13 protein-coding genes are annotated in these 21,041 nt (G+C 50.5%); 3 read left to right on the top strand and 10 right to left on the bottom strand.

All coding sequences use genetic code 11. From position 1 onward, the window contains the following. The first annotated feature begins 491 nt into the window (after positions 1 to 491). Together ACLD72_RS08095 and ACLD72_RS08090 are read left to right on the top strand one after the other, a co-directional pair. A complete protein-coding gene (locus tag ACLD72_RS08095; RefSeq protein WP_410998963.1) occupies positions 492 to 3,341 on the top strand; it encodes an alpha-amylase family glycosyl hydrolase in 2,850 nt (949 codons plus the stop codon). A 739-nt stretch (positions 3,342 to 4,080) separates the two neighbouring features. After that, on the top strand, positions 4,081 to 4,995 hold the full coding sequence (locus ACLD72_RS08090; RefSeq protein ID WP_410998961.1) for a hypothetical protein: 915 nt from the start codon (positions 4,081 to 4,083) through the stop codon (positions 4,993 to 4,995). Positions 4,996 to 5,182: 187 nt separating this feature from the next. Here the strand turns inward: ACLD72_RS08090 and ACLD72_RS08085 are convergent, their stop codons facing one another. The 10 genes from ACLD72_RS08085 to ACLD72_RS08040 all read right to left on the bottom strand — a co-directional run bounded on the left by ACLD72_RS08085 (position 5,183) and on the right by ACLD72_RS08040 (position 19,832). Continuing rightward, positions 5,183 to 6,025: a hypothetical protein gene (locus ACLD72_RS08085; RefSeq protein ID WP_410998960.1), complete on the bottom strand. Its 843-nt coding sequence runs from the start codon at positions 6,023 to 6,025 to the stop codon at positions 5,183 to 5,185. 555 nt (positions 6,026 to 6,580) lie between these two features. Then, positions 6,581 to 7,588, bottom strand: coding sequence for an SGNH/GDSL hydrolase family protein (locus ACLD72_RS08080; protein ID WP_410998956.1), 1,008 nt, complete (start codon positions 7,586 to 7,588; stop codon positions 6,581 to 6,583). Then, positions 7,585 to 8,973 (bottom strand): FAD-dependent oxidoreductase, encoded by a 1,389-nt coding sequence (locus ACLD72_RS08075; RefSeq protein ID WP_410998954.1) that lies wholly within the window; start codon positions 8,971 to 8,973, stop codon positions 7,585 to 7,587. Before ACLD72_RS08075 ends, ACLD72_RS08080 begins: the two co-directional genes overlap by 4 nt. A gap of 367 nt (positions 8,974 to 9,340) precedes the next feature. Next, on the bottom strand, positions 9,341 to 10,351 hold the full coding sequence (locus ACLD72_RS08070) for a glycoside hydrolase family 130 protein (RefSeq protein ID WP_410998952.1): 1,011 nt from the start codon (positions 10,349 to 10,351) through the stop codon (positions 9,341 to 9,343). Between the two features lie 32 nt (positions 10,352 to 10,383). Next, a complete protein-coding gene (locus ACLD72_RS08065; RefSeq protein ID WP_410998950.1) occupies positions 10,384 to 11,286 on the bottom strand; it encodes a carbohydrate ABC transporter permease in 903 nt (300 codons plus the stop codon). 77 nt (positions 11,287 to 11,363) lie between these two features. Further along, a complete protein-coding gene (locus tag ACLD72_RS08060; protein WP_410999200.1) occupies positions 11,364 to 12,263 on the bottom strand; it encodes a carbohydrate ABC transporter permease in 900 nt (299 codons plus the stop codon). A gap of 293 nt (positions 12,264 to 12,556) precedes the next feature. Next, positions 12,557 to 13,963, bottom strand: a complete 1,407-nt coding sequence (locus ACLD72_RS08055) for an ABC transporter substrate-binding protein (protein ID WP_410998948.1) — start codon at positions 13,961 to 13,963, stop codon at positions 12,557 to 12,559. 129 nt (positions 13,964 to 14,092) lie between these two features. Next, a complete protein-coding gene (locus ACLD72_RS08050; RefSeq protein WP_410998946.1) occupies positions 14,093 to 15,727 on the bottom strand; it encodes a response regulator in 1,635 nt (544 codons plus the stop codon). Further along, positions 15,714 to 17,489: a cache domain-containing sensor histidine kinase gene (locus ACLD72_RS08045; protein WP_458475684.1), complete on the bottom strand. Its 1,776-nt coding sequence runs from the start codon at positions 17,487 to 17,489 to the stop codon at positions 15,714 to 15,716. Before ACLD72_RS08045 ends, ACLD72_RS08050 begins: the two co-directional genes overlap by 14 nt. Positions 17,490 to 17,630: 141 nt before the next feature. Then, complete coding sequence (locus ACLD72_RS08040) at positions 17,631 to 19,832, bottom strand: family 16 glycoside hydrolase (RefSeq protein ID WP_410998942.1); 2,202 nt, start codon at positions 19,830 to 19,832, stop codon at positions 17,631 to 17,633. A 259-nt stretch (positions 19,833 to 20,091) separates the two neighbouring features. Between ACLD72_RS08040 and ACLD72_RS08035 the strand changes: the two genes are divergently transcribed. Continuing rightward, the gene (locus tag ACLD72_RS08035; protein WP_410998940.1) at positions 20,092 to 21,039 is read left to right on the top strand and encodes an iron-hydroxamate ABC transporter substrate-binding protein; all 948 of its coding nucleotides are present in this window, start codon (positions 20,092 to 20,094) and stop codon (positions 21,037 to 21,039) included. The last annotated feature ends 2 nt before the right edge of the window (positions 21,040 to 21,041 follow it).

Below are 21,041 nucleotides of genomic sequence, written 5' to 3'. Positions count from 1 at the left end.
CAAGGATCTCCTCTTTGAATTCCAGTCTTGGAACCTTTGCACCGCAACCAACACAGGCCATCTTTGTCGGACATACTGAATCGATCGTACATATCCCACCGACCACCTTTGACAATGTTCCAACTCTCTCGCGGTACTCTTCGAACATATCCTTGAGCTCATCAGGAGTCCTTAGAATTCCTTTTTGAATATCAAGTTGGCTTCAATTATGAACTGGCTATCTTTGAATTATGTCCCTAGCAATGCATTGACCAGTAAAAGTATGGATGATATAATCAAAAAAGGAAAAAAATCATTGATATAGAGCTCTGTGTGAAGGGGCTATTCTCATAGTTTATTTTGTAAGCGCGTACAATGATTATTTTCCATATATACCACGGAGGAGGCGATCAATGAATCCATTTTATCAAAATAAATGCTCTTCTTTTTTTTACTTTTAATGCAATCGTTTGCACGATCTATCCCACTAAAATTATCAGGAGGTTGTTAACTTGCTAAGAAAAAAACCGGGACGTTTTATTTCTTGGTTGATTATTTTATCGCTTTGCTTCAACTTCTTCGGTTTACCCGGCGTAGCTTCGAGTAACAACGATTATACGGCCGCCTACACGAATTCCACAGCGACTGCTCTTCCATCGACAACCGCTCCAATCACGACTACTGTTACCGCAACGTATGCACCTACCACAACACCTAAATCAACTCAAACTGGGTTAACGGTTCACTTTAAGAAACCTTCAAGCTGGAATTCAGCGATTCGAATCTATTACTGGAACCTGAATCCGGCAACCGTTCCAATAAGCGGGGCGTGGCCGGGAATTCTGATGAAGTCGGATGGAAACGACTGGTACAGTTACACCATTGCCGAGGCCACAGGCTCAAGTCTCATCTTTAATGACGGTAGCGGCAAACAGACGGCCGACTTGTCCCGCAGTGTGAAAGAGGGCTGGTATTACACAGATAACACATGGTATGATGCCAACCCGGAAATGCCTAAAATTCCGGCGATTTCTGCCTCTCCTGTACCCAAAACATACGATTCGTCCCAAGCGGTGACGCTTTCCAGCACCAACAGTGACGATAAGATTTACTATACGTTAGACGATTCGACACCTACGACAGCCTCAACTTTGTATACCTCTCCAATCCAAGTTGCGTCCTCTTTGACCATTAAGGCCATTGGTGTCAACTCAATCGGTCAAACTGGAAATGTATCCTCTTTCGCTTATGTGATTGACCTGAATGCAGATCTGCAAGCTCCCACAATCACTGCGAATTTGCCTGCCGGGCATTCCGATTCCTCGGTGACTGTATCCTTCACTATCAAAGATAACAAGGCGGCAACGACCAAGGCATACTACACGGAGGATGGTACGGAACCAACCATAAGTTCAAAAGTCTATGTCCTTGGCAACGCTCTGGCCGGATTGACCGGACCGCCCATCCTTATCTCCAAGACCACGACATTAAAGTTTCTCGTTATAGACGGCGCTGGCAATCAAACCAAACAGAGCTTTGTTTATAATATTGGAAATAGAGGTGACTTTCGGGAAGACACTATTTACTTCGTGATTACTTCCCGGTTCTATGACGGTGATCCGAGCAACAACATGCACGCATGGGATGATGTTAAGGCGCGTAATCCGGATTCGGACCCGGCTTGGCGAGGGGACTTTAAGGGGCTGATTCAAAAGCTCGACTATATCAAAGCCCTCGGATTCAGCGCCATCTGGATTACACCAGTTGTGCAGAATGCCAGTGGTTATGATTATCATGGCTACCATGCAATAAATTTTTCCAAAGTAGACCCTAGATATGAGTCGGAGGGAGCTACTTATCAGGATTTGATTAATGCGGCCCATGACAAAGGGCTGAAGGTTATACAGGACATCGTTGTCAATCATACTGGTAATTTCGGAGAAGAAAATCTGTATCCCATGTTCAAGAAAGATCCGGCTATACCGGATACTGCTAGCAACTTGGTGAAAACTACGGATAAGTTGCCGTCAAACTATGATACTATGACGCCCGATCAGCAATATCAAGCAAGGCTCGCTTTAATGAAGAACGAGGAAACGAATAATAACATTTACCATACAGAGAAAAGTCTTTCCTGGGAATCCTATACTGTTCAAACAGGACAGATAGCGGGAGATTGCGTGGACCTGAACACAGAAAACCCTGCGGTTGACCAATATTTAATTGATACCTACAATCACTATATAGACATGGGTGTTGACGCTTTCCGTGTCGATACGGTGAAGCATGTGAGCCGGTATATTTTCAATAAATACTTTATTCCTGCCTGGAAGACAAGAGGCGGCTCTGATTTCTATATTTTTGGAGAAGTAGCCACCCGGTACAGAGATGTCTGGAATAGCGGAATTCCGGCGATTTCGACGCCATTCTATACTTGGAAAAGCTCGAAATCGTATCCGGGCGATGGTAAAAATGACTATGCCACCAATAAAATGTCGGTTGAACAAGAGTGGGCGGATAACTCCTCTACTACAGCAGGACAGCCAACCTCAAACAACGCTTTTTTAATCGGCAATACCTATCATAAGCCTGACTATTCCATGAAATCGGGCATGGATGTGATTGATTTTCCGATGCATTGGGCATTCAAGACCGCGCATGAAGCATTCAATATGAGAAGTGGCGACCAATACTATAATGATGCTACGTGGAATGTAACCTATGTCGACTCGCATGACTATGCGCCTGATCAGGCTCCGGAAAATCAAAGATTCGCGGGTTCACAGGACACTTGGGCCGAGAATCTCGATCTGATGTTCACCTTTCGCGGTATACCCGCCATCTTCTATGGTTCCGAAATCGAATTTCAAAAGGGGGCTGTCATTGATCCGGGTCCAAACGCACCGCTAAGCAAAACGGGACGGGCTTATTACGGCGATCACATAGAAGGCAGTGTTACGGTACAAGATTACGGCAAATACACAAATGCTACCGGCACGCTTGCGGAATCGCTCAACCATCCTCTGGCGAAACATATCAGACAGCTTAATTTAATCAGAAGAGCTGTTCCCGCCTTGCAAAAAGGCCAGTATTCCACAGAGAATGTAACGGGCGATCTGGCGTTTAAGAGAAGATATACCGACAGCGCCAAAGGTATTGACAGCTTTGCATTGGTCACGATTTCGGGAAACGCCACGTTTACCGGAATCCCCAACGGAACCTATGTAGATGCGGTAACCGGTGATTCCAAAACTGTTACTGATGGCAAGATTACCCTGACATGCTCCGGCAAAGGAAATGCAAGGGTATATGTATTGAATGGCAGAGGCGGAATTGGAGAAACGGGAACCTATCTGAAGTAAGCGGCAGTATGTCTTAGTTAACTGAAGCAACCTCAGTTCGGTATTGCACCGCGCTAAAGTTTAACAAGATGCACCAACGACAGCTTCTATGTGCGTACAATCCTCCGTATATTTAATGACCAACAACCATCAAGTATTAACTGGTTATCGCTTCTTGCAATAAAGCAAATGTATATTTTAGAAAAGAGCCGAAGAATACTTCGGCTCTTTTCGTAATGCAAGTAAACTTGCTAATTGTAGTCGTTATTTTTGCATGAACATATCGTCAAAAGGTTTAATTGTACTAACCTCCTCCCCACCTTCATCTTCACAAAAAAAGTGGACAATTCCGTTTCTCTAAAACGGATGTCCATATATCCCTTTAGCCCCTTATTCCCATGCACAACCGAACACTGCACTTTGAAATCGCTTTCTCGAATTATTTTAGAGAATCGGACCATTGGCGCATATATCCCTATTTATCAAACTTAAACTGGATTCCACTGTTAATATTGCTAATAATATGGCAAAAATAATCCTTTAGACCTATGTAGAAATTTGACGAATCCGACGAAAATATGATCATACCCCATCCTTAAGTCGCAAATTACATTTGTTAATAGGGATTTACGACCTAAATATCGGGCACATCACTGCGCGGGAGGTAAGGCCTAGAGTTTCATATGATCCTTAATCGTGTCGTCCGCTATTCCTAACCGTAATCACACATTTTTATTATCTTAAAGGAGTGTACATCTTCGTGAAAACTATCTCTTACCCCCGCAAATCCGCAATGCTTCTTGTCTTTGTTTTGATGTTGGCGCTTTTGGGCAATCCGGCCACCAAGGCCTCCAGCGCTGCAGATGAACCCGTCTCCAAAGCCAGAACGACTTGGTTATGGCACACCGCTCTTATCCAAACATCGTCCTCCGAGCTGTTGAACTTTACCAAGTCCCAAGGTGTCGGAATTATATACTTGCAAATTAGTACCAAAGTGGATCTTGATTCCTATCGCAGCTTTATTCGCCAGGCCTCGGAAATGGGTATCGAGGTTCATGCTCTAAACGGAGCCCCGGACTGGGCCCTCGCCACAAGCCGTCCGAAATTGGACGCTTTTATGAAATGGATTAACGATTACCAGCAGCATGCCGCGCCGGAAGAGAAGCTAAAGGGAATTCATGTTGACATTGAGCCGTATTTGCTTCCGATTTGGAAAACGGATTATGACACCCTGGTGACTGAGTGGCAGGGCAATGTCGATGAGTTGGCCCGACAGGCGGCTGACTTGGAACTTCCGCTGTCAGCGGCTCTTCCCTTCTGGCTCGATAATTACAAAGTACCGGACAGCGAGCAAACTTTGAGCTCCTGGATGATCTCGCGCTTCGAATCCGTGACCCTGATGTCTTACCGTGATAGCGCCCAGGCCATTTACAATACGGCCAAAACCGAGTTTGCCGAAGGCGAAAGCATGAACAAGAAAATCTATACCGGTGTGGAAACCAAGCCCTCCACCGAAGGAAACTTCATCACTTTTTACGAAGAAGGCAGTCAAGTTCTGAATGAGCAGCTCGTCCAGTTGGAGCAATTGGGCGAAGCACACACCTCGTTCGGCGGTATCGCCGTCCATGATCTGGTAGGCTGGATGAATCTCGTTGAACGAGACCAATCGATGTAAGCTTACTGACCTTCTCATATATAAAAAAATCACCCTCTATTTGGCCCTAGAGGGTGATTTCTTCAACTTAAATGCTGACATTACTTCAGCAAAAATTCAATCTGATACTCAAACATCTTAATGATCCGCCCCATGATTTACAGTTATTACGCCAGGTGTACTTGGTACTACGGGTACTACAATCACGCTAATTAACCCCAATGCGATCGCCATCGAAAAAAATGCTTTTTTCATTACTTAATTCCTCCTTAAGAGTATTATTCATAAATAGAGTGTACCGCTTCTGTTGATCTTCGTTAGCATGTTTTCTAAATGATTCGAACAATGCAGAAAACTTTTTAAATGCGAATGTATCTTTAAGTATGTTAGAGAATTCCAAACCTTGTAATGTTTTATCTATTGCAGCACTATACTGCTGACGAACAAAGTGATACAGCGACAATTTGAAGAATACTCTCATCAAGTACACTGTTCGCTTCAGCTTATAGTATTCGAGTGCTTTATTTATATCATCTTCAAATAAAGTCAACACCTCACCAATGTCAAAATCATGTTTTATTGCCGCATCGGTGATGTTGAGTATCCCAGGTATTAACTCTTCGATTCTTGCATCCCTTAGAAATTGAATATACGGGTCAAGGTACTCTAATCTACCTGAGAGTAAATTGACTGCGAGCATGTTGGCTTTAGAGAACAATTTAAAGAATTCGACTTCTTCTTTTGCTTCTTTGCTCCCGTCGTCTAGCCAAGAAAGATCACTATACTCTTCTACAAGGGCCTTTGATTCGCTGTATTGTCCCTTATTTTGAAGAGCTAACCCTTTCATTAACTTGCTGTAGCCAAAGTAGTAAGTCGGATGTCTCTCACAAGCCTTGCTTTTAGTTGATCCTTCGCCTTCAAGCTCTAGGGCGGCCAAGTGAAGCTTGTCAGCTATTTCGATCATTTTGTCCCAATCTTCAAGGGTATATGTAGCCTTTAGCAGATCAACTAAAGAATCAATTTTTAAATCGTCCAAACGTAATTGATTCAAAAATATTACCTCCAATCCCATTTAATTCCTTAACGTAAGAATACGGAATTATTTACCATTAGTCAATTATTCTAAGTCTTTTTGTATAGAATTGGGGGCAATTATTGATCATTTATTGAACAAATTAAATCAATCCTCAACAAATTCCTATAAACGACAAAATCGCCCCCTCCCTTTCGGGAGAGTGCGACAAATTATTTAAAAATGCTCCACTTTATTAAATGGAGCATTCATCATTTTTATGCGCTGAACGTTGCGGTATAAGCAAAGTTAGTTAAATACGGGCTTTTTGCGATGTTTCGTTGTTTGTTCAAAAGAATAAGCTATGCGAATTAAGGTAGGTTCGGTAAATGCTTTTCATTCCAATCGATGAGTTCGGACAATGAATGAAACGACATGTGTGCCGGGAGGCGCTGCAAATAATTTTTGTAACTCGTATATACTTGCTTCTTCAACATCAAAGTTCATCAGCTCAAAGGGATCTTTCATATTCATATACACGACCCATCAGAAGTTTTATATTGTTTAATAATACCACGATAGGTAGACATTACATCACTCCGCAAATCTATATACACCCCGTAACGCAAATTCATGAAGGTCGCGGAAACGCCGGCCTAGCAACTCATACCCATCGGCTCCGGGGTGCAGGCCGTCCGTCAGCAAGGCTTCTTCCTCTGAGCCGAGCCAGTTCAGGCCATCCTGGTAGTAAACTTTACGATCGCCCCGTTCCCTGAGCAGCTCCACGGTCTCGCGGATGGCTTCTCGCATCATGGGCAACGTGAAGCCCAGACGATTCAACTCCGTTTCGCGGACGGTGCCATAAATTGGGGAAATGACAAGGAGCGGGGTCTCCCTGTGTTTATCGCGTATCGTCTCCAGCAGTCCAATCAGCAGCGGCTTGAACATACGCGGGCTTAAGGTGCCTGCGCCATAGATGTTCACGCCCGCACATATGGAGATGAAATCGGCCGGCAGGTCGCGAATCAGCCGCCCGATCATCGGCTCCATGTGGCAGTTGCCGGAGAAGCCGAGATTGGTCAGGTTGAAGCCGCAGTTTGCGGCGGCAATGGCAGGCCAGGTGCGCGAAGGGCTGGAAGCCGCGACGCACTGTGTAATGGAGCTGCCGTAAGTAATCCAGCGGGGCCGGGTGTCCGGCAGCGGAACTCCGACAGCTTGGGCGCCGATCCGCAGGCCGGTGACGGTCATTCCAATATTTTGCGGGAGCCAGATCTCCAGATCCTTGACTCCGCCCCCCAGTCCGCTGAACAAGGCTTCTGTTGCTCCGGCGGGCAGGCTGAGTGTCTGGTGTAATTTTCCTCCTGCCAGGCAGTCCATGGCGGCGGCATCCGCAAGCGGTGTGAACGATACCGCCACCGCTGCGGAATCCGTGCGCAGCCGCAGGCGGACACCGGCGCAAATCTCGGCTTTGCCCTCGATTCCCTCGGGCGGATACAAGTCGTAATCCAGGTAAGGAATGCGCCATGGCTTGATTCCATCCTCCCGCTGCTCCAGCGAAACGGCACCGTGGAACCACTCATCCGTTAAGGGAAGCAGCTTCACGGCGTATTCCCTTCCTTCTTGCCCACGGCCTCCTCAGCCGGTATGAAATCCTCTCCCAGCCATACATCCTGCTCCAGCAGCCGCCGCTGAAGCTCGACTACGGAAATGCCGCGCGAGCCGGTGCCGCCCTGCAGTGCCAATGCAGCCGCCGTCCCTGCGGCCTGACCCATGGAGAAGCAGTTCGGCATCACCCGCAGGGAGCCTTGGACCGCACGATCCGAGGATACGGAGCGTCCGGCGACCCAAAGATTGTCGATGCCGACCGGCAGCAGGATCCGGTACGGTACGCCATGTGAAACTCCCGGCGGCAAGTGGTTGAAAGTCATCTCGCTTTTGCTGCTGGCGAGATGGATGTCGATGTAGTAGGCGTTGCGGGCAATGTCATCCGGAAAGGAGCGCGCAGCAAGGAAATCATCGACCGTCAAGATGTAGTCCCCTTCGATGCGCCGGGTCTCCCGGATGCCGAGCTGCTCTCCGCTCGCCACCATATGGGCGTGCTCAAAGCCCGGCACATAGCGGCGGAAGAACTGCAGCTGGCGTTCCGCCGTGCGGCGTCCTTCAATCGCCCCCCGCGTCAAATCCTCGGCAAGCGTACCGTCGACGCCGAATACATGGCCAAAGTTGACGCCCACCAGGTAGTCGCTGATCCAGGCAAGGCCGGAGATCGACTTGCGGCCCTCCGGCAGCGCTCCTTCGGCAATTGCCAGCTCCACCGTCTTGTGCAGTTGGCCCGTATCCCCGCTCTCCTCCAGGAACCGTTTGAACTTCGGACGGTCCACATTCGCAAGCAGATAGCACATGCTGCCGGGCTGAAGTTCGCCCGCTTCCCCGCCCTTCTGAAAAGGAACTCCCGCCAGTGCGGCAATATCCCCATCTCCAGAGCAATCGATGATATACCGGCAGGGGATGAAAGAACGTCCCGTTTTGTTGACGACAACGACACCTTGGGCCGTCCGGCGGTCCTCGGACAGTACGACATCGTAAACAAAGGTGTGATACAACGGCGTCACGCCGCTTTCAAGAATGGCATCGTCATAGACTCGTTTCAGCACCTCGGGATCGATCGGCACCCAATCCAGCAGCTCTTGATATTCCTCGCGGTACTCAGGATCACATGCCTGCTTCATCCGTTCCATCAGCTGCAGGCCAAGGCCGCGGATAATCGGCTTCCGCTTATCCGTAAAGGGGCAGAAAGCCGGGACGAGCGCAACCGTGCCCATGCCGCCAAGGAACCCTCTCTGCTCCACCAGCATCGTCTGCGCTCCCCCTTTCGCAGCGGCAATGGCCGCGGCGATGCCGGAAGCTCCGCCGCCGATGACCAGCACATCCACCTCACGAGCAACCGGAATGCTGGTGGAAGGCAGCGTAATATGTCCGTAGTTCATAGAAAGTCCTCCAATTCTGTATAGGTTTAATGGCTCAACCTAAAAATCGGTACTTGACAGGCGGTGATGAGAACGGGGGCGTCATCCTGGACCCGCTAAGGGATCGAGGAGACCTTATTGGCCTCAAAATACGGCGTTTTCAGTTTTAACGGACCGGAGTGACCTTATTTACCTGAAAATAGCCCAAAACATGCTTCAAAAGGCCAAATAAGGTCCATAGAGTCCGTTCACCCTCCCAAAACGCATGATTTCGTCGAAATAAGGTCATCTCGGTCCGTTAGGTAGGCCCCACGTACTCCGGATCGTTTGCCCAGCCCCGGTCAAGCTACGATTTCGTTTTTGAGCCGGTTTAATGTTTCATAATTGCTTATTTAACCGTACCTTCAAGACAAAGCCGTAGCAGATCATCTACATGCGCAGTAGCCAGACATTCCACGGTATCGGCGGCGCCGTAATAGATTTTGACTTCCCCGGAATCTTCCAAAATCATGCCCCCGGGAAAAATAACATCATTGCGGAAGCCCCCATCGGTCTCATAAGCAGCTTCCGGCGCAAGCAGCGGCGCCTCCGCCCTGCCGATGATCCGGCTGGGATCGGCAAGATCCAGCAGCATAATGCCGGCGGTATAGCGTTTCTTCCAGCTATCCTCCCAGCCGTTTTTGCCCCGGCTGCGGTCGATGTCCACGGCATGGAACAGGGTCAGCCAGCCTTTGTCCGTTTTGACGGGCGGAGCGCCCGGTCCTACCTTGTCATTGGCATAGGCTACATCTTCAACCGCCAGCAGCAGCTTGGAGTTGCCCCAGTATTTCAGGTCAGGCGAGTCGCTCATCCACATGTCAAAGCGGTCTATGCCGCCCCGGCTGTATACGGGCATCGGCCGCTCCAGCCGCACATACTTGCCCCCGATCCGCTCCGGGAACAATACCATGTTGCGGTTGTCCGGCAGCGACAGGCTAAGCACCTCGAAGGAGCTGAAATCCTCGGTTACGGCGATGCCGCCGCGCAGCCCATGCTTGGTATCGACCGCAAAGCACATATAGCATTGTTCGCCGATTACCGTCAGACGCGGATCATACACGCGGATAACTTCTTCATCACGCCAGGACCAGCACGGCTTAGGCTGCACCTCCCACTTGATGCCGTCATCGCTGAAGGCCAGGCCAAGATTGGTTGTATGATGAGGGGCAACAATCCCTTTATGTTCATCGCCGTAGTCATTGCGGAAGACCATCACATATCTGCCTTTGAATTTGGCGACACCGGCATTAAAGACCATCGCCGGACCGTAAGGCACATCGCCCGGAGACAGAATCGGATTCGCTGCATGCCGGGCGATGACCGGGCTGGAAACCAAAGGTCCTACTGTAAAATCACTCATAGCACACTACTCCTTTGTATAAGAAATTGAATTTAGCCTTTGACCGAACCCGCCGTCACCTGGATAAACGTCTTGTTTGCCAGAATGTACGCGAGCAGCATCGGCAGGATCGACAAACAGGCTCCCGCCATCATCAGATGGATCTGCATCGCCGCGGAAGAGCCGTAGCGGAGATTCGCCAGCCCGACGGTGAGCGTCTGCAGCTGCGGATTGGTCATCGTGAACACCAGCGGCAGAATGTATTCGTTCCACGCATGGCGGAAGGCGAACAGCCCGGCCACGCCCAGCCCCGGAGTCAAGAGCGGCAGGATAATCCGGAAGAAGGTGCGGATGAACCCGGAGCCATCCACCATTGCCGCTTCGTCAAGCTCGCGGGGAATCGCTTTGAAGAAGCCCTGCAGCATAAAAAACGTGCTGGAATGGGCGCTGATCAGTATGAGGATGACTCCCCACAGCGTGGTATTCAGGTGCAGGGCCACCATCAGATCAAACTGTGGGCGCAGCACAATGGCGCCAACGGATATAAACATCATCGATGCCTGCACCGTTACATATAGGGATTTGCCGGGAAAATCGCGCCGGTCCACCACATAAGCCGCCATCGAAGCGACCAGTAAGGTGCCAACTGTAACCATAATGCTGACAAAAGCACTGTTCCAGGTATAGCGGGCGAAATTAGCCTGTTTCCAGGCTTCCGCATAGTTGGCGAATTGCAGCTTGGCCGGCAGCAGGCTGCCGCCGGTCATCATTTCAGCGCCGGTCTTGAGAGAACCGGATAATGTCATAAGCAAGGGAAATAAAGTCAGCATCGCCGTTATCAATAAAAACAGCCACATGACCGTGCGGGCCACAACCCGGCCTGCATGACCGGAAATCGGGCGGGCTGCACTTTTTCCGCGACCGTCCGGCTGTGGGGATAACACCTGTTCGTTCATGGATGGACCTCCTGTACACTAATAGAGGTTGTTCACCAACCTTCTCGGTGCTGAAAACCTGACTTTTTGAACACGCACTAATACACTTTGTTCATTTTACGGCTTAAGAAGAAATACAAGCCGGTGATCGCTCCGACGATAACAGCGCTTGCGAAGCCTACGGCACTGCCGTATCCAAGCTGCTGCGTTACGGGCGAACCTGTAGATACCGGGAACAGCAGTTTGTACAGATAGAGATACATGACCTCGGTTTTGCCGATAGGTCCGCCTTCCGTGATGACCATAATGCTCTCGTAGCCTTTCAGGGATGCGATAATCGCCAGCATGATAACCATCTGAGCAACCGGGGCCAGCATCGGAAGCGTGATGCTCCAGAACCGTCTTCCGGCATTCGCGCCGTCCATGGCCGCACTCTCGTACAAATCCTGCGGAATACTCTGCAGCCCGGCCAGGAACAGCAGCATATAATTGCCGACCGCGCCCCATACCGCCACAAGAATGACCGTCAGCATCGCATGCTTCGGCCCGAGCCAGTCGATCGGCTGCGAGATCAGGTGCAGCTTCATCAGAACGGTGTTAACCATCCCGTTATAGGAATTGAAGATATTATAAAAAACAACGGATATGACTGCGGTACTGATCACCGTCGGCATAAAATAAATGCCCCGCAGCAGATTTCCGCCCCGCAGCTTGCCGTTGAGGATGACTGCCAGCAACAGGGATAACGGCAGCGTCAGCAGCAGCTTGCCTCCAGCAAAGATAAAGGTATTGCCGACCGATCCCCAGAACAGCCCGTCGCGCAGCAACCGGCGGAAATTGTCCAGGCCAATGAACAGCGCATCGCCGTACCCGGCATAATCATAGAACATATAGCGCAGCATCCAGAGCAGGGGATAGATGCCTAAGGCAGCCGTCAGAATACTGCTCGGGACCAGAAATAGAGCATTCTCCCCCAGCCGTTTCCATTTAAAACTCATGATTTGTTCCTCCTTCCATTTAAGTGCAAGTTCAAAAAGTCGGGTTTTCAAGACCGAAGCTTATGCTTCCGAAGTGCGTTTTTTCAAAACGCTTGAGTTGGATGAAGCCAGGGGCTGAGTAGCGGAGCGTAGGTAACCTACGTGAGCAACGGAAGGCCCGGCTGAGTTCAAGATTCGACGTCGAATCGACTTCTTGAACGGCTTCGTCATGGAAAGATGACTTTTTGAACAACCTCTTCAGGAAAAGCAAAGGGGCATCCGCCAAGAAGTGCGCGGCAGCCCCATCCTTCCCGTTATTCTCCCTGCGGTTTGCTTGGATCAAAAGCAGGATCCGGCGTTACGGTAATCTCGCCTTTCTCCACGGCTTTGGACAAGGCGGCGTTGTATCTTGCGTTCAAATCCGCTGTGACCGCTTTCAAATCTCCCCCGTCGAGGATATATTTGAAGTAAGCATCCGCATAGGTGGAACCTTCCGGAGTAACGTTTGGCGCAGCGGGCCAGAGCGAGTCGTGTTCTCCGACCAGGAAGCCTTCCATCCCGCCGATTTCCGGATTTTTGGCCTGTTTCACAATACTTGGCACAACGGCAATCCCGAAGCCTTTTTCATGATAGGTCTTCAAAACCTCGTCGCCGTACATATACTGCACGAATTTCCAGGCTGCGTCCTGATGGGCCGATCTGGCGCTGATGCCGAGCCAGGTTCCGGCGGACACAATTTCGGAGGTTCCCTTGATCTGTCCGTCCAGCGTTGGGGCCAGGGCGCCCGCCCAGTTGATTTCCGTCGGGAACTGATCCTTGTACACGCCCGGCTCTGTCGAGAAGGAAAGATACATACCGATTTTGCCTGCCGCGAATTGGGCGCGCAGCGGGTCGATATCCAACGATTCCGCGCCGGGCAGAATGCTTCCGTCTTTATACATCTGCTTGAAATATTCGATGACCTGCGCGTAAGGCGCGAAATCGAATTGGCCTGTTTTCGGATCAAAGCCCAGTCCCTGATAGCCGCTCAAGGAGAGAATCTCCCGGATGGAACGGTCAAATGCCTGCTTGGGATTTTTGAAGTTCAGCGCGAAGCCGTAGATGCCTTCGGACTTGCCGGCTTCGGTGATTTTCTTGGCATCGTCCACCATTTCCCGGAGCGATACCGGAGGCTTCTCGATGCCCGCTTTGGCAAAGAGATCCTTGTTGTAGACCAGACGCATGGTGAGGCCGGTATTAGCCAAAGAGTAGACCTTACCATCAAAACGGTTGACATTGTCGATCAACAGGCTGCCGAATTTCGTTTTCATGTCATCGGTAAGATAATCGTCAAGCGGCGCCAGATACCCTTTTTTGACAAACTCGGACGTATTTGCGCTCTTGAGGCGCAGCACATCCGGCGCCTGGTTGCTGGAAAAGGCAATGTCGACGCTTTGCGTGTAATTCTCGGACATCACGGTCAATTCCACCTGAATATTGTCGCCGTTCGTTTCATTAAACTTGTTGATCAATTCCTTGATATACTCCTGGTCGTGACGGTCGTCAGTCCAATATTTCAACTGTATGGGTGCGCCCGTCTCGGCTGAGGGAGCCCCTGTGCTGCCGTCGGATTTTCCATTCGCCGCACCGCCATTGCCGTTGTTGCTGCCGTTCCCGCCGCAGCCTGCGATTCCGGCGGCCAGGATGAGGCTCAAGCCGAGACCTAACCATTTTTTTCGCATACATTCTACCCCTTTGATTAGCATTTGTATTGTGAGCTCGCCTTTTATTATAGGTCCTCGTCCGCGGAAAAGGAGTGCGGCAGACTCACTCTCCAGGGACAAAATTCTACGGTCTCCCGCCGCACACGCTCACGCCTCCGGCCGGTCCGGGTGATAGCTCGCCCTGAACTCCGACGGCGTCTGGCCGGTGATCTTCTTGAACATCTCGCTGAAATATCGGCGCTCCTCATAACCTACAGCCGAAGCCACCTCCTGCACCTGCGCCCCCTCCACCAACAGCAGTTTCGCTTTCTGGATGCGTTCCGAGGTCATATACTGGGTGACCGTCATCCCGGTCACCTTCTTGAACAGACTGGAAAAGTAGCTGGCGCTGAGATGAACATGGGCGGCGCATTCGCCGACGGTGATATCCTCGGACAAGCGGCCTTTGATATAGCGGGTGGCTTCATAAATCACCCTCTGCCCTTCGGATAAGCTGTTCTGGCGCACCAGTCCGGCTCCCTCCGTGCACAAGGCCAGCAACTGATGCTGCAGGGACGAAAGCGACAGCCCCGCTGTCCCTTGCACCGCCCGGAATCGCTGGATCAGCGGCTGAATGTCCGGATACGGAACCATCTCGTAAAAGGTGCGAATGGCTGAAGCGGCCAGCTCATCGTACAGACTGAGGAGGTAATCCGGATTTTGCCGGGATATCAAGCTCTGCAGCGTTTCCGAAATCGCGGACAGAATGGCGCCCGTCCGGCTGACATTCCCGGAACGAAGGGCCAGCAGCAGCTCATCCTTGTACTCCAGCGCCAGCGGCTCCTGACTTCCGCTCTGGTGAATATCGTCGTACATAATGGCCGCATTGCCTTCGGTGAACAGGTGATGGGAGAGCGCCCGATGTGCCTGGCGGTAGGAATCCGGCAGCTCGCTGATCTCCTCCACTCTGCCGCCGACCCCGATCGAAATCGTAAACTTGGTATACCGCTCAATATTCCGGCAGCACTGCTCGGCAATTTCGATCGGACTGAACGGACGGGACACACTTGTATCATTCAGTACGGCCAGGTACCGGTCATGACGGGCGCGGAAAACGAGGCAACGCGCATGATCGGCCAGTGTCTCTTGTACGATATTCAGCAGTGAGAAACGGATCAGCTCCATCTCCCGAATGGACAGCTCGGCAACCTGCTCCTGGAAACGGTCGATTTCAATCAGCATCACGACGAAGCCCTGAGGCTCTAGCTCAATATTCAGAAAATCCCACCGCCTCGAAGCCTCTTCCCATGAGGTACGGTGGCTCACGAGCAGTGCAAAGTATTCCTGCCGCAGCACCGGCATACTCTCGCGGAGCTTATTTTCCATTTCCCATAGACTTAGGCGCTTGGACCTCTCTTCCATAATCTCCGCCTTGGCCCGCAGCACCGTCGACATGATCTCTTCCTCTGAAAAAGGCTTCACCACAAAATCAAACGCACCCAGCTGCACCGCCTGCTGCGCATATTCAAAGTCGGCATAACCGCTGATCAAAATGACCTTGCAACTGCGATTCTCTTCCAGAACCGCGCGCAGCAAGCTCAGTCCGTCCATTTTCGGCATCCGTATATCGGTAATGACCATATCCGGCCGCACCCCACCAATCAGCTTAAGCCCCTCTTCCCCATTGTTCGATACCCCTGCGACCCGAATCCCCTGTTCTTCCCAGTTCATCGCGGTCAGCCCGTCCACCACGCTTTTGATATCGTCGATAATGCAGAGACTGACCGCCTCAGGATTGCTCATCCGCATGCTCCCCCTTCCTAGGTAAAGAAATCCGTATTTCTGTTCCGCGTTCCGGCGCACTGTCCACATGAAATTCCGCACCTTCCCCGTAATAGAGCTGAAGCCTCCGGATTAGATTGGATACGGCGTACCCCTTATCCGATTCCCGCCAAAAGAGTGCGCGCACTTGGGTCTCGTCCATGCCGCTGCCGTTATCGCGTACGGCAAGCGTCCAGCGTTCCCCGTCCCTGTCCCCGTCTCCGGCAATTTCAATCTCGATCCGGCCGCCGTTCTCCAGGTCGCGAAAACCATGCAGAATGCTGTTCTCCACCAGCGGCTGCAAAATGATGCGCGGAATCGAAAGCGTGGACAGCTCCGGCTCGCGAACATAAATCTCATAGGAGAACAACCCTTCATAGCAGCTTGACTGCAGCTCCAGATACTGGCGCACATGCTCCAGCTCTTTCGACAGTGTCGTAATTTCCTGGCCATTGTTCAGCCCAAGCTGGAACAGCCGGGAGAGCGACATGACCATTTTTTGCGAAGGCCCGACCTGCTTCAAATTCAGCTTCCAGTATATGGTGTTCAGAGTGTTATACAGAAAATGCGGATCCATCTGCGCCGACAGCGCCTTGATCTCCGCAGACCGCTTATGTGTCTGTGCCTCCGTGACCTCTTCAATCAACACCACAATCTGCTCCAGCATCCGGTTGAACCGGAAGCCCACCTGGGCCAGCTCATCTCCGCTGCCGCTCGCAAAACGGGCGGACAAATCATTGTTCTCCACCCGCTTCATCACCTTCAGCAGCCCTTGCAGCGGCTTTAGCAGATAGCGCGTAAACGCGCCGGAAATCAGCGTTGTTACGATAAAAGCCGCCAGAGCAACCCCGGCGATCAGCCATTTCACATATACCATGTCCTTCAGCACGCCGGCCTGAGACTGGATGGTGGTCATTGTCCAATCCGCAATGCCGAGCCGGGCATAATTGAGCAAATAAGCTTTGCCGTCCAGTTCAAAGGATTGGCTGCCTTCCGGGCGGTTCATCAACTCCCGCAGATTCCCTGAGTCCACCGCCTGCCGAACCAGCGTCTCCTTCACAGGGTAGACTGTCTCGCCTTTAGCGTTCAACAAAAAGCTGGACGCCCCTGTCCCGGTGTCTCCCTGCACCAGCTTGCGAAAGCCGTCCTCGCGGATATTCACGACAATATAGACATCGCTGACCGGAATGTCAAAAATCGGCTCCAGAATCAGCGAGATGACGCGGTCCCTGCCAGAGAAGAGCATATCCTCATGGCCCTCCACCCAGAGGTTCTTTTTCTCCTGTTCGATGCGGTCGTACAGAAAGGTATCCTCAAACGCGGTAAGCCGGTTGCGGTTCATGGACGAAGGGTAGAACTCGCCAATCGGCGTCGAAACGTAGATGGACTGTATCAGCGGCTCGGCGATCCGCGCCTGTGAGAAAACGTTGTCAAGATCGTTCAGATGCGTGTAATATCTGCTGGTGTCCCCGGAGGCGGCATCCTTCAGCATGTCGTGAAAAGGCTGGCTGATCATGAATGTCATCATTATCAGCATCAGCTTGTTCAGCTTCTCATCCACGATCTGCGCGGACCTGACCACCGTGTCCTGTGTGAGCTTCAGCGCGTTCTTTTCCAGGGTGGCGGCCGAAATATAATAAGACAGCCCGCCGGTCATCAGCACGGAGAGCACGATGACGGCCAGAAATGCGACTTTGAGTTTGCTGCGGAACGATTGCCTGCGGAGGTAGTCCAAGCTTTTCACGCCTTCCGTTAAAAATCTCTATCCCTTTGATTATTTCACTGCTACCCCCTATTCGACAATATATTAAAAAAACGAAGCTGTCCCAAGCCATTTCATGGCTTTAGGGGCAGCTCCTTCGTATGATCCATTTACGACGCTACACTAAATCGGGGCAGGCGCCAGCACCAAAGCATCGTCAAAATGGACGCCCGCCGAGGTGGTCCGGAATCCGATCCCGCCTGCTGTCAATTCGGTGACCGGATTGGTCCATTCCATCTTTAATTCTCCGTCCACATAACAGGCAATCTTGTTACCTTGGATAACCGCCTTCACCGTGTACCACTGCTTCTCCTTGGCTGTGAACGGGGTACTGGTTACAGCCGTCAGTTTTCCGTTCACGGATTTGTACAACTCCAGCTTCTGATTCGATGAATTGATGCGATACATATAATAATTATTGGCATCCTTCACCCTGAAGACCATACCTGCATTTGCATCGGTGATGGGCATTTTCATTCTGGCTTCATACGTGTAATCCGTCCATAAACCGCCGCTATTAGCGGTAATCAGGGATGTAGTTGTCTGGCCCCCGCTGGACAGCACTTTATTCGTGCCGTCTGCAGGTACATTCCAGCCGCCGGTAACAGATGTCCATCCCGTCGTATTTCCGTCTTCGAAATTGTCGCTGAACAATGGCGGCTTGGCATTGGAATTGGCAAAAATGATACCGTTTACATTATTGTTGGCGGTGGCATTCAAATCGTTCAGGCTTGTTGCGAGCTTGCCTCCAACATAAATATCTGTGAACGTGACGCCGTTAACCATGCCGCCTTTGGTGGCATTTCCGGCAAGCCTGGATTTCTGCGATCCCGTCTCGCGAACATTGACGTTCTTTAAGATCACATTGCTTACGTCGCCGGAAGTGCTGGTGGAAACCCCAAGCCAATAGTTCCCGAATTGATTGATGCCAACGCGTTCGATATCGATATTTTCAAACGTAATATCTTGGGCGTAACCTTCCTCCGGAAGCGTGTTGTATTGGTAGCCATGATCAATGAGCAACGCCCGGGCGCTTTGAAACACATACGAGTTCCGGATCGTGACACCGATCTGTGGCTGGGCTACGCCCATGCCAATCTTGAATGCCGCGCATCTTGTCCAGGCCAATGCGTCATCAAAGACCACATCCTCCAAATGTTCAAGCGCGCCCGGCCACCCTTTGGACATCCCCGTCTGCAGCCAGGTTTTGGTGGAGTAAGTGTCGTCATCCGATATGGCAATGGCATGTTTGACAAGCACGTGCTGACTTTCATTAATATCGATCACGTCATTTTCAATTTTGTATAAATCCTGGAATCCCTTAAGATTTTTGATGGTCACATGATCGGAACGAACCACCATAAACGACCAGAAACCGGCATCCCGCAATATTAAACCGTCAAACGTAAAATTTGTGGTTGCGATCGGCACGAGCAGGTTGTTCAGAAACCCTTCATTTTTATGCGGCGCCGGCATCTTGCGCTCCCGCATTGCGATGCCTTTGCCGTCAATGGTTCCCCGTCCCCGTATGGTAATATTGCTGGAGTTTATGGCAGTACGAATGAAATACGTTCCATCGGCATTTCGTGAATCCTTGCGAAAATCAATCGCGTAGTCTTCCCCCTTGCCTGTGCCGACAATGACGGCGCCTCCGGCCAGGTAAAAGGTCACATTGCTTTTTAATGTCAGATTCCCGCTTTTATAGACACCGGCCGGAACAAATACAACGCCGCCGCCCGCTTGATGAGCATCATCGATCGCCCGCTGAATCGCATCCGATGCCATCCGTGCCCCCGTGTTATCCGCGTTGTATGGCGACCCTGTCACATTATAGATCCCGGCACCTGTGGACGGGGGGATATCCGTCTCCAAGGGATCTGCTGCGATGACCATCTTCTTCTTCCAGTCATTGATTTTCACGATCACATAGGTTGAGGAAGAAAGCGAAAACGTCAGCTTGTTTCCGGTGACCGTACCCTTGATGTTTTTGGCCTGTGGACTGATGGAATAAGAGGTAATCGGCGCATTGGCAGTAACTTCGATCTTGACCGTGCCGGAAAAAGAAAATTGAGCGTAGTCATAGTCATCCAGATACTTAATAACAGGAATCGTTTCGTTATCCGCTTTCAATGTAAACACACTGGATGCGGTATAGATGGATGGCATCGGGTAATTTTGGATCGTGGCCGGAGCACCGGCGGTCTGTGCCAAAGATTCAGAATCAGCATCCATCTCGGTCGCACCAGCAGTTTGGGGTAAAAATCCTGTGATCATGACGGCAAGCACTACCAACAAACTAACTGCTTTTCTTGTAATGGTAAGCATAAAAAATACCTCCTCAAGATTATTCAGCTAGCAGCTCCACTTCCTGACGATCAAGCCCTCCCTCCATTAAAACTTTTCACTGTCAAGATGGATTATAATCCCTGCTCAAAAAGAAAGGAGTGGGGCAAGCCCACTCTTCAGGGATACATTTTAACTGTTGACAAACGAGCTATAAACCTTTAAAGTTTTCTCAGCGGTCTTTTAATGATAATGATTATCAATATCACATTTAGTGTAGTGGAAAGGGAGAGTACTAGAAATGAAGAAATTGTTGTTACCTCTATTTGTCCTTACCATCCTGGTTATAAGTGCCTGCGGCAACCATGCAAACAATAACTCCGGCACAACCGGCAAGGCTTCGGAAGCTAGCTCAAGCGCTAATACCAGCGGCTCCGATACCATTGCTTATCAATCCGAAAGCGGACCGATTGAGGTCCCTGCCAACCCTCAGCGTGTTGTGGTCCTTTCCGGATATGCAGGCAACCTGCTAGCACTTGATATCCCCCTTGTTGGTGTGGATGCCTGGACCAAAGCAAATCCTAAATTCCAGGATCCATTGAAGAACGTCGCCGAAGTGTCCGATGAGAATGTTGAAAGCATCCTGAACCTTAAACCCGACTTGATCATCGCCATGTCAGATGTCAAGAACGCGGACAAGCTGAAGCAAATCGCACCGCTAGTTACCTATACATACAACAAGGTGGACTATCTGACTCAAATTCTGGAGATCGGCAAGGCCGTTAACCAGGAACAGAAAGCAGCTGACTGGATTGCCGATTTCAAGAAACGTGCCCAAACAGCAGGTGAAGAAATCAAAGCTAAGATTGGTGCTGACAGTACAATATCCGTTATAGAAGGCGATTCCAAGAATCTGTATACCTTCGGTAGTAGCTGGGGACGCGGTACGGAAATCATCTATCAGGCCATGGGGCTGAAAATGCCGGATAAGGTTAAAGAAATGACGGCAAAAGACGGATATTACAATTTGTCATTAGAAATCCTGCCGGATTATATGGGTGATTATGTCATCTATAGTAAAGAATCCGCCGGTGATGCCTCCTTCCAGGAGACTTCAACTTACAAGGAGATCCCGGCCGTTAAAAATAACCATGTCTATGAAGTAGACGCCTCAACGTTCTATTTTAACGATGCCCTTTCTCTTGACTATCAGCTTGATTTTATTTCCAAGTCGTTGCTGGGAAATTAAGG

Source organism: Paenibacillus lacisediminis (genome assembly GCF_046567315.2).
Note: the sequence above shows the minus strand (reverse complement) of the source record. Positions and strands in the feature narration are given on the sequence as shown.